This window comes from Streptomyces sp. NPDC052236, assembly GCF_044548015.1.
In the GTDB taxonomy this organism is placed as follows: Bacteria; Actinomycetota; Actinomycetes; order Streptomycetales; family Streptomycetaceae; genus Streptomyces.
The window spans coordinates 135,421-150,971 of sequence record NZ_JBIUBL010000010.1 but is presented as its reverse complement, the minus strand read 5'-3'; the positions used below and the strand labels follow the sequence as shown (position 1 = coordinate 150,971).

General features: G+C 70.4%; 8 protein-coding genes and 4 pseudogenes. 6 read left to right on the top strand and 6 right to left on the bottom strand.

Features of this window, described 5'->3' with window-relative positions:
• Positions 1 to 106 precede the first annotated feature (106 nt).
• Together ACIHCQ_RS18890 and ACIHCQ_RS18885 are read left to right on the top strand one after the other, a co-directional pair.
• Positions 107 to 2,527, top strand: a complete 2,421-nt coding sequence (locus ACIHCQ_RS18890; protein ID WP_399663340.1) for a phosphoketolase — start codon at positions 107 to 109, stop codon at positions 2,525 to 2,527.
• A gap of 156 nt (positions 2,528 to 2,683) precedes the next feature.
• Positions 2,684 to 3,304 carry a hypothetical protein gene (locus ACIHCQ_RS18885; protein WP_399663338.1) on the top strand — a complete coding sequence of 207 codons (621 nt, stop codon included), beginning with the start codon at positions 2,684 to 2,686 and terminating at the stop codon, positions 3,302 to 3,304.
• A 136-nt stretch (positions 3,305 to 3,440) separates the two neighbouring features.
• On the opposite strand, the gene adhE is transcribed toward ACIHCQ_RS18885, so the two are convergent.
• The 4 genes and pseudogenes from adhE to ACIHCQ_RS18865 form a co-directional block, all read right to left on the bottom strand.
• Entirely contained in the window at positions 3,441 to 6,146 is a 2,706-nt protein-coding gene (adhE, locus tag ACIHCQ_RS18880; RefSeq protein WP_399663336.1) for a bifunctional acetaldehyde-CoA/alcohol dehydrogenase, read from the bottom strand.
• 222 nt (positions 6,147 to 6,368) lie between these two features.
• Complete coding sequence (gene ppdK, locus ACIHCQ_RS18875; protein WP_399663334.1) at positions 6,369 to 9,077, bottom strand: pyruvate, phosphate dikinase; 2,709 nt, start codon at positions 9,075 to 9,077, stop codon at positions 6,369 to 6,371.
• Between the two features lie 36 nt (positions 9,078 to 9,113).
• Positions 9,114 to 9,395, bottom strand: a pseudogene (locus ACIHCQ_RS18870) (hypothetical protein); the annotation flags it as partial.
• A 92-nt stretch (positions 9,396 to 9,487) separates the two neighbouring features.
• Positions 9,488 to 9,748, bottom strand: a pseudogene (locus ACIHCQ_RS18865) (alcohol dehydrogenase catalytic domain-containing protein); the annotation flags it as partial.
• A gap of 199 nt (positions 9,749 to 9,947) precedes the next feature.
• Here ACIHCQ_RS18865 and gap point away from each other — a divergent pair.
• Both gap and ACIHCQ_RS18855 read left to right on the top strand, forming a co-directional pair.
• Positions 9,948 to 11,006 carry a type I glyceraldehyde-3-phosphate dehydrogenase gene (gene gap, locus ACIHCQ_RS18860; RefSeq protein ID WP_399663332.1) on the top strand — a complete coding sequence of 353 codons (1,059 nt, stop codon included), beginning with the start codon at positions 9,948 to 9,950 and terminating at the stop codon, positions 11,004 to 11,006.
• A gap of 120 nt (positions 11,007 to 11,126) precedes the next feature.
• Positions 11,127 to 12,857: a GAF domain-containing protein gene (locus tag ACIHCQ_RS18855; RefSeq protein ID WP_399663330.1), complete on the top strand. Its 1,731-nt coding sequence runs from the start codon at positions 11,127 to 11,129 to the stop codon at positions 12,855 to 12,857.
• 157 nt (positions 12,858 to 13,014) lie between these two features.
• On the opposite strand, the pseudogene ACIHCQ_RS18850 reads toward ACIHCQ_RS18855, so the two are convergent.
• Positions 13,015 to 13,224: pseudogene (locus ACIHCQ_RS18850) on the bottom strand (hypothetical protein); the annotation flags it as partial.
• A 193-nt stretch (positions 13,225 to 13,417) separates the two neighbouring features.
• Positions 13,418 to 14,164 (bottom strand): transcriptional regulator, encoded by a 747-nt coding sequence (locus ACIHCQ_RS18845; protein WP_399663328.1) that lies wholly within the window; start codon positions 14,162 to 14,164, stop codon positions 13,418 to 13,420.
• A 127-nt stretch (positions 14,165 to 14,291) separates the two neighbouring features.
• On the opposite strand from ACIHCQ_RS18845, the gene ACIHCQ_RS18840 reads away from it, so the two are divergent.
• Both ACIHCQ_RS18840 and ACIHCQ_RS18835 read left to right on the top strand, forming a co-directional pair.
• Entirely contained in the window at positions 14,292 to 15,311 is a 1,020-nt protein-coding gene (locus tag ACIHCQ_RS18840; protein WP_399663326.1) for an alcohol dehydrogenase catalytic domain-containing protein, read from the top strand.
• A gap of 67 nt (positions 15,312 to 15,378) precedes the next feature.
• Positions 15,379 to 15,549 (top strand): annotated as a pseudogene (locus ACIHCQ_RS18835) (2Fe-2S iron-sulfur cluster-binding protein); the annotation flags it as partial.
• Positions 15,550 to 15,551 lie beyond the last annotated feature (2 nt).

Genomic DNA, 15,551 nt, shown 5'->3' with positions numbered 1-15,551 from the left:
ATGCCCGGCCGCCGCCCGGCCCTGTTCACGGCGCGGCGGCCGCGCGGACGGTAGGAGGAGGAAGCGCGAACCGCCACGTCCACCGCGAACCCGGGAGGAATCCACCATGCCACCCACCGCCGACACCGCCGACACCGCCGACACCGCCGACACCGCCAGCGCCGACAGCACCGCCATCACCGACGAGGAACTCCGCACCCTGGACGCCCACTGGCGTGCCGCCAACTATCTCGCCGTCGGGCAGATCTACTTGATGGCCAACCCACTCCTCACCGAGGAGCTGCGGCCCGAACACGTCAAGCCGCGGCTCCTCGGACACTGGGGCACCTCACCCGGCCTCAACCTCGTCCACACCCACCTCAACCGGGTGATCAGCTCCCGTGGCCAGGACGCCCTGTGCATCTGGGGCCCCGGACACGGCGGCCCGGCCGTCCTCGCCAACGCCTGGCTGGAGGGCAGCTACAGCCAGACCTACCCGGACGTGAGCCGCGACGCGGCAGGCATGGAACGGCTGTTCCGGCAGTTCTCCTTCCCCGGGGGCGTGCCCAGCCATGTCGCCCCGGAGACCCCCGGCTCCATCCACGAGGGCGGCGAACTCGGCTACGCGCTCTCCCACGCGTACGGCGCCGCATTCGACAATCCGGATCTGCTGGTCGCCTGCGTGATCGGCGACGGGGAGGCCGAGACAGGACCGCTCGCCGCCTCCTGGCACTCCAACAAATTCCTCGACCCGGTGAACGACGGTGCCGTACTGCCGATCCTGCACCTCAACGGCTACAAGATCGCCAACCCGACGGTGCTGGCCCGGCTGCCCGAGTCCGAACTCGACGATCTGCTGCGCGGCTACGGCCACACCCCCATCCATGTCACCGGCGACGACCCCCTGACCGTCCACCGCGCCATGGCCCACGCCATGGATACCGCCCTGGACCGGATCGCCCGCATTCAGCGTGCCGCCCGCGACGAGGGCGTCACCGAACGCGCGCACTGGCCGGTGATCGTACTGCGCACCCCCAAGGGCTGGACCGGACCTGCCGAAGTCGACGGAGTGCAGGTGGAAGGCACCTGGCGCGCCCACCAGGTCCCCCTCTCGGCCGTACGCGACAACCCGGCACATCTGCGGCAGCTGGAGGCCTGGCTGCGCTCGTACCGGCCCGAGGAACTCTTCGACCATGACGGCCGCCCCACCGCGCCCGTCCTCGCCTGCGTCCCCGAAGGGGACCGCCGCCTGGGTGCGACCCCGCACGCCAACGGCGGACTGCTGCTGCGCGAGCTGCCCGTACCGCCGCTGGAGCGGTACGCCGTCGCCGTCGACAAGCCCGGCGCGACCCTGCACGAGCCCACCCGGGTCCTCGGCGACCTGCTCACAGCCGTCATGGAGGCAACCGGCGCGCGGCGCGACTTCCGGCTCGTCGGCCCCGACGAGACCGCCTCCAACCGGCTGCAGGCCGTCTACGCAGCCAGCGGCAAGGCCTGGCAGGCCGAGACCCTGGAGGTGGACGAGCATCTGGACCCGCACGGCCGGGTCATGGAGATCCTCTCCGAGCACACCTGTCAGGGGTGGCTGGAGGGCTATCTGCTCACCGGCAGGCACGGACTGTTCTCCTGCTACGAGGCCTTCGTCCACATCGTCGACTCCATGGTCAACCAGCACATCAAATGGCTGCGCGTCACCCGGCGGCTGCCCTGGCGCGCCCCCATCGCCTCCCTCAACTACCTGCTGACCTCGCACGTCTGGCGGCAGGACCACAACGGCTTTTCCCACCAGGACCCCGGCTTCATCGACCACGTACTCAACAAGAGCCCCGAGGTCGTACGGGTCTATCTGCCGCCGGACGCCAACACCCTGCTCTCTGTCGCCGACCATGTGCTGCGCAGCCGCGACTACGTCAACGTGGTCGTCGCGGGCAAGCAGCCCTGCTTTGACTGGCTGACCCTGGAGCAGGCGCGGGCCCACTGCGCCCGCGGCGCCGGGATCTGGGACTGGGCCGGTACGGAGAACCGCGAGCGCGAACCGGACGTGGTGCTGGCCGGCGCCGGAGACGTACCCACCCAGGAGGTACTGGCCGCCGCACAGCTGCTGCGCGGCCATCTGCCGGAACTGGCCGTACGAGTCGTCAACGTCGTGGACCTGGCCCGGCTGCTGCCCGCAGAGGAGCACCCGCACGGCATGCGCGACGCTGACTACGACGCGCTGTTCACCCGTGACAAGCCGGTCATCTTCGCCTACCACGGCTATCCGTGGCTGATCCACCGCCTCGCGTACCGCCGCGCAGGACATCAGCACCTGCATGTGCGCGGCTACAAGGAGATCGGCACCACCACGACGCCGTTCGACATGGTGGTCCGCAACGACCTCGACCGCTACCGCCTGGTGATGGACGTCATCGACCGGGTGCCCGGTCTGGCCGTACGGGCCGCGCCCGTACGGCAGCTGATGGAGGACGCCCGACTGCGCCACCACGACTGGATCCGCGAGCACGGCACCGACCTGCCCGAGGTCGCCGACTGGACCTGGAGCGGCTGAACGGCCCTGTGTGGAGGGGACGTTCGGCCCTCGGGCGGGGCCCTGAGACCCCTGCGGCAGCGGCGGCCATGGCGGGACATTGAAGGCGCACCAAGGAAACGAAGAGTCGTCCGGACAGCGCGGATCTCGCGCAGTTCCCCTGGGAGGGATCGCATCATGGCAGTGCAGCAGCACCCCCACCGGCACCCGAAGTTCCACTTCCCGTCGCCGCGCAGGTCCGCAGCCGCAACGGCAACCGAGTCCGCGACCGTGGCGGCCACCTCGACCGCCGCGTACGTCCTGGCCGGCGCCCGTGTGTTGACCGGGTTCGTCTTCCTGTGGGCCTTCCTCGACAAGACCTTCGGCCTCGGCTACGCAACCGGGTCCGGCAAGGGCTGGATCGACGGCGGCTCACCGACCAAGGGTTTCCTCAGCCATGTCGCCGTCGGTCCCCTGGAGTCCACCTTCCATGACTGGGCGGGCGCGGGCTGGGCGGACTGGCTGTTCTTGCTCGGCCTGCTCGCCATCGGCCTCGCCCTGGTCAGCGGCATCGCACTGCGGCTCGCCGCAGTCGCGGGCACCCTGATGATGGCGCTGATGTGGGCCGCGGAGTGGCCACCGGCCAAGCACCTGTCCGACGGAGCGCCGAGCATGTCGACCAACCCGTTCGTCGACTACCACCTCATCTACGCCGTTGTCCTGATCGTCCTCGCGGTGACCGCGGCGGGCAGCACCTGGGGCCTGGGCCGCAGGTGGGCCCGGCTGCCGTTCGTCAGCCGCAACGGCTGGCTGCGCTGACGGTCAACACGCAGTCATACGGATCGGGGCCCCGCCACCTTCGTGGCGGGGCCCCGATCCGTATGTGTGGCGCACATGCCGAACCGGCCGGGAAGCGAGGGCTTCCCGGCCGGTTCAGTGGTGCGTGCGTGGACCCCTACCCGGCAGTGGCGGGCAGGTCTCCCCGGCCGTAGTAGGCCGTACGCATGAGCTCTTGCATGTCGTCCAGCATCGGCATCCGCGGGTTGGCGGGCGCGCACTGGTCCTCGTAGGCGTTCAGGGCTTGCTGCGGCAGGGCGTCGAGGAAAGCGCGCTCATCGACCGCCAGCGCCCGGAAAGAAGGCTCGATGGAGACGGTGTCCCGCAGCCGTTCCACAGCGGCGGCAAGCGACTCGACACCCTCCTGCGGGGTCGCGGCGGGCAGACCGAGGGTGCGGGCGATGTCCTGGAAGCGTTCCGGGGCACGGTAGCTCTCGTACTTCGGCCAGCCGGTGAGCTTCGCGGGCACCGTCCCGTTGTAGCGGATGACATGCGGCAGTAGAACGGCGTTCGTACGCCCGTGGGCAATATGGAAGGTGGCGCCCAGGGTGTGCGACATGGCGTGGACAATACCCAGGAAGGCGTTGCCGAAGGCCATGCCCGCGATCGTGCCGGCGTTGTGCATCTTCTCCCGCGCCTCGGCGCTGCCCGCCCGGTTGTTCACGGCCGCGTCGAGGTTACCGAAGATGAGGCGGATGGCGTGCAGGGCGGGGCCGTCGGTGAAGTCGTTGGCGTATACCGACACATACGCCTCGATGGCGTGGGTGAGGGCGTCGAAGCCGCTGTCGGCGGCCAGGGCCGGTGGCAGGTCTGCGGTCAGCAGCGGGTCGACGATGGCCACGCTCGGGGTGAGCGCGTAGTCGGCGAGCGGGTACTTCTTGCCGGTGTCGGGGTCGGAGATGACCGCGAACGGGGTGACCTCCGCGCCGGTGCCCGACGTTGTGGGAATGCACACCAGGCGGGCGCTCCCCCAGCCTCCGGCCGGGGGGACCCCCATCTCGCTTCGCTCGCCCAGGACCGGGAAGCGGAACGCCCGCTTGCGGATGTCGGAGAACTTCTGCCGCATGTCGGCGAAGTCGACGTCGGGCTGCTCGTACAGCAGCCACATCACCTTCGCCGCGTCCATCGGAGAGCCGCCGCCCAGGGCGATGATGGTGTCCGGGCGGAAGTCGCGCATCAGGCGCGCGCCGCGCTGGACGGAGTCGATGCTCGGTTCGGGCTCGACGTTGTCGATGACCTGCACGGTCACCGGCTCGTGGCGGCGTTGCAGCACACGGCTCACCCGGTCGGTGAAGCCGAGCCGGGTCATCGTCGCGTCGGTGACCACGGTGACGCGGTGCACATCCGGCATCGAGGCCAGATAGCGGATGGCCCCCGGCTCGAAGTAGATCTTCGGCGGGACCTTGAACCACTGCAGATTGTTGTGGCGCGTGGTGACCCGCTTGATGTTCAGCAGGTGCGCGGCGGACACATTGTTGGACACCGAGGTACTGCCCCAGGACCCGCAGCCCAGCGTCAGCGACGGCAGCAGGCTGTTGTAGATGCCGCCGATGGCCCCCTGCGACGAGGGGGAGTTGACGATGACGCGCACCGTCTTCATGCGCGTGCCGTACGCCTCCGCCACCGCGCGGTCCTCGGTGTGGATCACGGCGGTGTGCCCCTCGCCGTGGAAGGCGACCATGTCGGCGGCCAGGTCGAAGCCCTGGCGCTGCGAGCCGGCGCGCAGCACGGTCAGCACCGGGCACAGCTTTTCCCGGGTCAGCGGCTCGTCCGGGCCGACCCGTTCGGCCTCCGCCAGGATGAGGGAGGTGCCCTCGGGCACACTGAACCCGGCCTGCTCCGCGATCCACGCCGGGCTCTGCCCGACGGCCGCCGCGTTGACCTTGGGTTCGCAGCCGCCGCCCGACGCGAGCGCCGGGAAGAGGTACGCCTCCAGCTTCCGCTTCTCCTCGGCGGTGGCCAGATGGGCGTGCAGCGTACGGAATTCGGCGAGCGCCGCGTCGTAGATCTCGGTGTCCAGGATGACGGCCTGCTCGGAGGCGCAGATCATGCCGTTGTCGAACGACTTGGACAGGACGAGGTCGTTGACGGCCCGGCACAGCTTGGCGCTCTTGTGCACATAGGCGGGGACGTTGCCGGCGCCGACGCCGAGCGCGGGCTTTCCGGCCGAGTACGCGGCCTTGACCATCGCGTTGCCCCCGGTGGCGAGGATGAGGGAGACGCCAGGGTGGTGCATCAGCATGCTGGTCGCCTCGATGGACGGCTCCTCGATCCACTGCACGCAGTGCTCGGGTGCGCCCGCGGCGACGGCGGCGTCACGTACGACGCGGGCCGCCTCGGCGCTGCAGCGCTGCGCGGCGGGGTGGAAGGCGAAGACGACCGGGTTGCGGGTCTTCAGCGCCATCAGCGCCTTGAAGATCGTGGTGGAGGTCGGGTTGGTGACCGGAGTGATCGCGCACACCACGCCGACCGGTTCGGCGATCTCGATCATGTCGTCGATGTCGTCGCGGGCGATGACGCCGACGGTCTTCATCTTGCCCATGCTGTGCGTGACGTGCTCGCACGCGAACATGTTCTTGGCGGCCTTGTCCTCGAAGACTCCGCGGCCGGTCTCCTCGACCGCGAGCAGGGCCAGACCGGTGTGCCGGTCCAGGGCCGCCACGGAAGCCTTCTTCACGATGTGGTCGATCTGTTCCTGGGTCAGGGGCTCGTAGTCGCTGAGCGCCTTGAGACCGTTGGTGACCAGCTGGTCCACGGCGATGGTGGTCTCGGACGGACCGGTATCAGGGCCGGAGTTCCGGTTGCGGTCGTCGTGATGGGCCATGGCTGCTGCCTCCGTTGTCGGAAGGTGCGGGCCGGAAGACCTGCTGCCCGCCGGCGGGAGCGGCACCGCGGGGGATCGGCACCGCTCCCACCACCACCGTCTCTCGCACGGAGCCCGGCACCCAGGTGCCGAAGGTCCCCGCCCGGGGCCGACCAGCCCGAAGGTCCCGGGACGTTTGGTCCCGGGACCTCGATGACGCGCGATGACCTTCGATGTCACGGTTCACCTGCTGTCGCTGACCTCCGTGTCCGGGAGCGCGGCGCGGCCCGCCTCCAGGCGGGCGACCGGGACCCGGAACGGGGAGCACGAGACGTAGTCCAGGCCCGCTCCGTGGAAGAAGTGCACCGACTCCGGGTCTCCGCCGTGCTCACCGCACACACCGATCTCCAGGTCGGGCCGGGCGGCCCGGCCCTCGGCGACGGCGATCTCCACCAGCCGTCCGACGCCCTCGCGGTCGATCGTCTCGAACGGGGAGACCTTGAAGATGCCCTGTTCGAGGTAGGCGGAGAAGAACGCCGCCTCGACGTCGTCGCGGGAGAAGCCCCAGGTGGTCTGGGTGAGGTCATTGGTCCCGAAGGAGAAGAACACCGCTTCTTGCGCGATCAGGCCCGCCGTCAGCGCGGCTCTGGGCAGCTCGATCATGGTGCCCACCGGGCAGTCGACGGGGATGCCCGTCTCCTCGGAGACCTCAGCGAGTACGCGCTCCACCACCGCGCGGACGATGCGGAGTTCCTCGACCGTGTCGACCAGCGGAACCATGATCTCCGCCCGGGGGTCACCGCCGGCCCGCTTGCGTTCGGCGACGGCCTCGGCGACGGCCCGTACCTGCATGGCGACCAGTCCGGGCACGACCAGACCCAGGCGCACCCCGCGCAGGCCCAGCATGGGGTTCTCCTCGTGCATACGGTTCACGGCGGCCAGCAGCTCCACGTCGTGCGCGGCCGGCGCGTCGCCGTGCGCCTCGGTCGCGGCGACACGTACCGACAGCTCGGTGCGGTCCGGCAGGAACTCGTGCAGCGGCGGGTCGAGGAGGCGGATGGTGACGGGCAGGCCGTCCATCGCGGCGAGAATGCCGACGAAGTCCTCGCGCTGCGACGGCAGCAGGCCCGCCAGCGCACGGTCGCGCTCGGCGTCCGTACGGGCCAGGATCATGGCCTCGACCAGACGTCGGCGCTCGCCGAGGAACATGTGCTCGGTCCGGCACAGCCCGATGCCCTCCGCGCCGAAGCGGCGGGCGCGCGCGGCATCCTCGGGGGTGTCGGCGTTGGCCCGTACGCCAAGCCGCCGCACACCGTCGGCCTGCTCCATCAGCCGGTCCACCGCGCCGACCACGTGCTGCGCCGGGGCATCGGTCTCCACGCCGGCTTTCAGACCGGACTCGAAGTACGTCATCACCGCCGAATCGACCAGCGGTGCCGCACCGAGATGGACGGTGCCCTCGGAGCCGTCGACCGAGATGACGGTGCCCTCGGCCACCGTGATGCCGTTGGCCGTGAACCGCCGGGCCCGCACGTCCACGACGATTTCCTCTGCGCCGCAGACGCAGACCTTGCCCATGCCGCGGGCCACCACGGCCGCGTGGCTGGTCTTGCCGCCGCGGCTGGTCAGCACGGCCTGCGCGGCGACCATGCCGGGCAGATCGTCGGGCGTGGTCTCCTGCCGTACGAGGACGACCGCTTCCCCGGCCGCCGCGCGGCGTACCGCCTCCGCGGAGTCGAAGACCGCGGCCCCGACGGCGGCGCCCGGCGAGGCGGGTATGCCGTGCGCGAGCGGCGCGCCGACGGCGGTCGTGTCGAAGCGGGGGAACATCAGCCGGGCGAGTCCCTCGCCGCTCACCCGGGCCAGCGCCTCGGCCGGGTTGATCAGGTTCTCGTCGACGAGCGCGTCGGCGATGGCGAAAGCGGCCTCGGCGGTGCGCTTGCCGACCCGGGTCTGCAGCATCCACAGCTTGCGGTGCTCGATGGTGAACTCGATGTCGCACAGATCGCGGTAGTGGTCCTCCAGGATCCGCAGGTAGTCGTGCAACTGCCAGTACGCGTCGGGGTCGAGGCGTTCCAGCTTGCCCAGCGGTACGGCGTTGCGGATGCCCGAGACGACGTCCTCGCCCTGTGCGTTGGGCAGATAGTCGCCGTAGACGCCGGGCCGGCCGGTGGCCGGGTCGCGGGTGAAGGCGACGCCGCTGCCGGAGTCGGGGCCGAGGTTGCCGAAGACCATGGTCTGTACGTTGACGGCGGTGCCCAGGTCATCGGGGATGTGCTCACGGCGGCGGTAGACGCGGGCGCGCTCACCGTTCCAGGACTCGAACACGGCGCGGATCGACCGGTGCAGCTGCTCGACCGGGTCCTGCGGGAAGTCCTCGCCGGTCTCGCGGCGGATCAACTCCTGGTACGTCTCGACCAGACCGGCGAGATCCGTCGCGTCCAGCCGCAGATCATCCGGAGCGCCCCGCGACTCCTTGAGACGGCTGAGAGCCTCCTCGAAGAGCGCGCCGTCGACACCCATCACGGTGCTGCCGAACATCTGCACAAGACGGCGGTACGAGTCCCAGGCGAAGCGCTCCTGGCCGGAGGTTTTCGCCAGGCCCCGCACGGACTCGTCGTTGAGGCCGATGTCGAGGATCGTGTCCATCATGCCCGGCATGGAAAACCGGGCACCGGAGCGGACCGAGAGCAGCAGCGGGTTGTCAGGCTGCCCCAGCCGCCGCCCCGCCGCCCGCTCCAGCGCGGCCAGTTGCCGGTCGACCTCCGGGCCCAGGCCCTCGGGCTCCGTGCCGGACGAGAGGAAGGCCCGGCAGGCCTCGGTGGTGACGGTGAAACCGGGTGGCACCGGCAGGCCCATCCGGGTCATCTCGGCGAGATTGGCGCCTTTGCCGCCGAGCAGACCGGCCATCTCCCGGCCGCCTTCGCTGAAGTCGTACACATAACGGGCCATGGCGGTCTGCCTCTTTCTCCGGAGGTCTCTCGGGGGTCACATCTCGAACACGATGCGGGCTTCGACGTCGCCGTGCAGTACGTCCGCGATGGACTCGTTGACGGTGTCCAGGGTCCGGGTCTGGTAGATCACCCGGGTGCGGCCCGCGGCGTGCAGCTGGAACACTTCGTCCAGGTCCTGGCGGGTACCCACGATCGAGCCGATCACGGAGGTGCCCTTCAGCACGGTGTCGAAGATCGGGACCTGGATGGTGCCGCCCGCGGGGAGCGCCACCATGATCAGCTTGCCGCCCCGGCGCAGCAGCCCGCCGTAGACGGCCCGCGAACTGGGCGCCGACATCCTCATCGACGCCCGCAAAGAAGACCCGGCCAAGGTCCTCCAGGAGCATGGCGGCGCCCACAGCAGCCCAGCCACGGCACGGCGACGCGTTGGCCGACGGCAAGGTGGGTGACGCCGCCGCCGAGAGCCTCGACGATGCCGACGCCCTCGTGGCCGGGGATGAAGGGCGGGGTGGGCTTGACCGGCCAGTCGCCGTGCGCGGCGTGGATGTCGGTGTGGCACAGCCCGGACGCCTCGACGCGGATACGCACCTGGCCGGGACCCGGCTCCGGGGCGGGACGCTCCTCGATGACCAGGGGCTCACCGAAGGCGCGGACGACTGCAGCTTTCATGACGGACATCTCCCTTGAGCGTGCTCTTCGTTCTGGCTACAGAGTCGGCCGGGCTGCCTGCCTGCGGTCAGGTCCCGGACGTCCCGGGCGGTGGGCCGAACGTCCCCGGACCCCGGCCCCGTACGGCCCATGCCGGGCCCGCTCCACCGCCCGCAGGCTGGGCAGCACACACCGGACATCGAGCGGGAGGACGACGGACATGACCGTGCGGGTAGGAATCAACGGCTTCGGCCGCATCGGACGGAACTACCTGCGCTGCGTGCTGGAGCGCGCCGAGTCGGCGAGCGGCACGCCGGTCGAGGTGGTGGCGGTCAACGACCTCACCTCCCCGGCAGCCCTGGCTCATCTGCTGGAGTTCGACTCGACCTACGGCAGGCTGCGCCGCACCGTCGAACACGACGACACGTCGATCACTGTTGGGGGCACCTCCCAGGCCGAAGGCTCTGGGGGAGGGCACCGCATCGCGGTGACCGCCGAGCGCGATCCCGCCGCGCTGTCTTGGGGCGACCTCGGAGTGGACGTGGTCATCGAGTCGACCGGCCGCTTCCGCAGCCGCGAGGACGCCGGTCTGCACCTGAAGGCCGGGGCGCGCAAGGTGCTGCTGTCCGTGCCGGGCAAGGGAGTCGACGCCACCGTCGTCATGGGCGTCAACGAGAGCACGTACGACCCGGACACCGACCAGGTGATCTCGAACGCCTCCTGCACGACCAACTGCGTGGCCCCGATGGTGAAGGTTCTCCACGAGGTCTTCGGCGTCGACAAGGGCCTGATGACCACCATCCACGGCTACACGAACGACCAAGTCGTGCTGGGCGGCCCGCACAAGGACCTGCGCCGTGGCCGCAGCGCCGCGGTGAACATCATCCCGACCAGCACCGGAGCCGCCCGCGCCGTCGGCCTCGTACTGCCGGAGCTGGCAGGCACCCTCGACGGCATCGCGGTCCGCGTCCCCGTCGAGGACGGCTCCCTCACGGACCTGACCCTGGTGCTCGACCGGCCGGCGACCGCAGAGGAGGTCAACGCCGCCTTCCGCGAGGCCGCCGCCGGCCCGCTGAAGGGAATCCTGCGCGTCTCCGACGCCCCGATCGTCTCGCGCGACATCGTCGGCGACCCCGCCTCCTGCGTCCTGGACGCCCCGCTCACCCAGGCGCACGACGAACTGGTGAAGGTCTTCGGCTGGTACGACAACGAGTGGGGCTACACCAACAGGCTCCTCGACCTCACCGAGTACGTCGCCGCCCGGCTCCCGGAGCGGTGACGAGCCTCCGGCGGCGCTCGATTGTGCGCACAGGCCTCCTCCGTACCCGTTGTACCGGCCGGGTCGAATACGGTGGGTGGGACGGCCGGTTCTCCGGTCGCCCGGCTCGCCGAGGCGCACATGGAGGAATCACCGGTGGCAAGCTCCCACGAGCGCAGCGTCAGGTTGCCGCAGCTACGACTGGACGAGCTGCTGGAGGAGCTCCAGGCCAGGCTGGACGCGGCGCGCGGCACCCGGGACCGGGTGCACAGCCTGCTGGAGGCCGTGCTGTCGGTGGGGCGCGAGCTGGACCTGGAGCAGGTGCTGCGCTCCATCGTGGAGGCCGCGGCGGCGCTGGTGGACGCCGAGTACGCGGCGCTCGGCGTGATCGGGCCCGACGGCAGACGGCTGTCGGAGTTCCTGACCGTCGGCGTGAGCCAGGAGCAGATCGCCGAGATCGGGCCCTACCCGGAGGGACACGGCATCCTGGGCGAGCTGATCAGGAAGCCGGAACCGCTGCGGCTCGCGAAAATCTCCGAACACCCCGCCTCGTACGGATTCCCGGCCCACCACCCGCCGATGAACACCTTCGTCGGCGTGCCCATCAGGGTCCGTGACCATGTCTTCGGCAACCTCTACCTGACCGAGAAACGCGGCGGTACGCAGTTCGACGAGGAGGACGAGTCGGTGCTCGCCACTCTCGCTGTCGCCGCCGGAGTGGCCATCGACAACGCCCGGCTGTATGAGAAGGCCAAGCAGCGCGAGCGCTGGCTGCGTGCCAGCGCGGAGATCAACCACAGTCTGATGTCCGGCGGTGCGCGCGGCGAGGTGCTGGGCCTGATCGCCGAGCGGGCGCGCGAGATCGTCGACGCCGAGCTCGCGATGGTCGCCGTACCGATGGCGGACACCGGCACACTTGCCGTGGAACTGGCCATCGGGCAGGAGTCGGATGCCCACCGCGGCCTGGTGCTGCCGCCGGAGGGCACCCTCATGGGTGCCGCGTACACCGCGGCCCGGCTCGCGACGAGCGCGGATGTCGCCCACGACGAGCGGATCATCGCCGGCCCGCAGCGGTTCCAGGGGATGGGGCCCGCGGTGGCCGTCCCCATCGGCAGCGGCGACGTGGTGCGCGGTGTGCTCCTGCTGGTCCGCGCCGCGGGGCGCACGGTGTTCACGGAGGCGGAGACCGGGCCGCTGCTGGGCTTCGCGGGGCAGGCGGCGGTGGCCATGGAGCTGGCCGAACGGCGGGCCGACGCCGAGCAGATCGCGCTGCTCGAAGACCGCGACCGGATCGCCCGTGACCTGCACGACCTGGCGATCCAGCGGCTGTTCGCGACCGGGATGACACTCCAGAGCGCGGGACGCTTCATCGAGCACCCCGGCGCGTCGGAACGGGTGGAGCGGGCGGTCGACGACCTCGACGAGACGATCAAGATCATCCGGTCGACGATCTTCGGGCTGCGGGCCCGCGAAGCGGACGGCGGCGAGACCCTGCGCTCACGCACCGTACGGGCCGCCGGCGAGGCCGCCCCCGTGCTGGGCTTCGCACCGAGCCTGCGGATGGAAGGCCTGCTGGACACCAACGTGCCCAGGGACATCGCCGACCACCTGGTGGCGGTCCTGTCCGAGGCGCTGACCAATGTCGCCCGGCACGCCCACGCGAGCCGCGCCGACGTGGCGCTGACGACCGACGGCGTCGACGTCACACTCACCGTCGCGGACGACGGCGTGGGCATCCCCACCAAGGGGCGCCGCAGCGGACTGCGCAACCTCGCCGAGCGCGCCGAGCAACTGGGCGGCGTACTCGAACTGACCTGCCCGCCGGGCGGCGGTACGACCCTGCTCTGGCGCGTCCCGGTCGGGCAGCGCTGATCGGAACAAACCCGCGAGGTGGCGGCCAAGCCCCCTGCCGGTGCCGTCCATCTCAGCGGATGGGCTTGTGGTCGTGCGGTGCGGGGTCCTTGGTCGTGTCGTCGTGGCCCGCGATCGCGTACAGGCCGTAATTGCTGTTGTTCTTCACGGCCGGTCCCTGGATCCCGATGGGGATCACGCCACCGCGGTGGGAGGTGTCGCAGGAAAAGTACAGAGCTGTTTGGTGGTTCATGCGCATGGTTTCGAGCCGGGCCAGGGCGTAGCGGGTGATCAGGCCGCCCATGCTGAAGCCGCCGACGGTCAGCGGGTATTCATCGATCCGCTCGGCGGCGGTGCGCATGATGGCTTCTTCGGCGGCCTTGGCGTTGGTACGAGCCTGGGGGAACCGGTATTCATCGGCCCTTGTCGCGTAGTGCTTGAACCAGTCCGGTGTAGGCACAGGAACGGTCGTCGACCTGTCACCGTGAGCCGGTTCGGTTCCCGGAGTCCGCTCGCTCAGGGGTCGCGGCAGGAGGTGCCTGTGGGCCGGGGGCCCTTCGACGCGATCGTGGCATGAGTTCTCAGTGCGTCTGTCGGGTGGGCTCTGTGGACCCCTGGGACTGGGTGGCGGCCCAGCTCGCGAGGAGCCTGAGCCGGTCTTCGGAGGTGGTGCCCGGCTCGGCGGTGTAGATGGTCAGGTCGTGCACTGCCCGGTTGGACAGGGGCAGGTCCAGGGAGTGGTAGGTCAGCTCCAGGTCGCCGGCCTCGGGGTGCCTCAGCCGCTTGATGCCGTCGTGGCGGATGCGGACCTCGTGCGCCGCCCATTCGGTGCGGAACTCGGAGCTGAGGGTGGACAGTTCGCCGACGAGCTCGCGCAGGGCTCGGTCGTGGGGTTCACGTCCGGCTTCGGCGCGCAGCAGTGCGGCGGTGGCGACAGCGGCATGGTCCCAGTCGACGGAGAAGTGCCGGGCGCCCGGGTCGAGGAAGACGTAGCGGGCGATGTTGGCGCGGCCGTGCTTGTCGGTGGTGTCGCTGTCGAACATCAGCGCGTGCACGGCTCTGGCGAGCGCGTTGTGGGCGATGACGTCCATGCGGCCGTTGCGCACGAATGCTGAGGACATCGTCATGGAGTCGAGCATCCACTGGATGCGGGGCGGGACTACGACGTCCTTGCGGCGGGGTGGCGTGCGGCGGGCGGGCCGGGCTGCCCGGGCCAGGTCGAACAGGTAGGTCCCCTCGGGGCCACCGGTCCCGCCGTGGTCGGCGCCGTCATCGGCGCCCTCACCCAGCGCCGCCGCCGCGCGACTGCCGCCATCCAAGGCATCCAAGGCATCGAGGCTGTCGCCGCGCCGCGGACGTGTGAACCGGATCGCAGCCACAGCGGGGCTTCCTGGCTGCCGACAGGCGGCAACCCGAAACACCAGCAGTAAGCACCACTCGATCGGAGAACATCTCATGCGCGCAACCCTCATGTACGGAGCGGGCGACGTCCGGGTCGAGAACGTTCCGGACTCCGTCATCAAGCAACCCACCGACGCGCTGGTCCGCGTCACCGCGTCCTGCGTCTGCGGCAGCGACCTGTGGCCGTACGGCTCGATGTCCCCGGCTGACGGTCCCGCACGGATGGGACACGAGTTCATCGGCATCGTCGAGGCCACCGGCTCGGCGGTGACCACCGTCAAGAAGGGCGACCTGGTCGTCTCCCCGTTCGCCTTCTCCGACGGCACCTGCGTGTTCTGCCGCGAGGGCCTGTACACCTCCTGCGAACACGGCACCTTCTGGGACATGGAGCCCGACGAGGGCGGCCAGGCCGAAGCGGTCCGCGTCCCCCTCGCCGACGGCACCCTCGTCAAGCTCCCCGTCGCCGCCGACTCGGCGCTCATGCCGTCCCTGCTGACGCTCTCGGACGTCTTCGGCACCGGCTACCACGCCGCCGTGGCGGGCGGCGTCAACGAGCGCACCAGCGTCACCGTGATCGGCGACGGTGCCGTCGGCCTGGTGGCGGTGCTGTCCGCCAAGCGCCTGGGCGCCGAGCAGATCATCCTCATGGGCCGCCACAAGGTGCGCACCGATCTCGGCCGGGAGTTCGGCGCCACCGACATCGTCTCCGCCCGCGGCGAAGAAGGCATCGCCGCGGTCCGTGAGCTGACCGGCGGGCACGGCACGCACGTAGTCCTGGAAGCCGTCGGCAACATGCCCGCCTACGAGCAGTCCGTCGGCGTCATCAGCCGCGTCGGCGTCCCGCAGTACGAGGAGGCGCCGATCGGCTTCAACAGCCTCTTCGCCCACAACATCCGCCTGGCCGGCGGACCCGCACCGGTCCGCGGCTACATCGAGGAACTGATGCCCGACATCCTCAACGGCACCATCGAGCCCGGGAAGGTCTTCGACGCCACCACCGGCCTCGACGGCGTCCCGGCCGGCTACCAGGACATGGCCGACCGCACCAGCCTCAAGGTCCTCATCAAGCCCTGACCTCGGCGCACGCGGGGAGGGGCCCAGCCCCTCCCCGCGCGGAAAGCCACTTCTGGTCCGCGGCGCGCAGTCGCCCAGGTGCACCCCCGGCCAGATCCTCTCCGGTGTCGGCTGCATCCAGGAGGGCCACACCGGCTCGCCGGAGGAGATCCGGGAGTGGATGAGCGGCAACATCTGCCGCTGCGGCTGCTACGTCAAGATCGTGCGCGCGGTCGAACAGACCGCGGGCCGGAAGTAAGG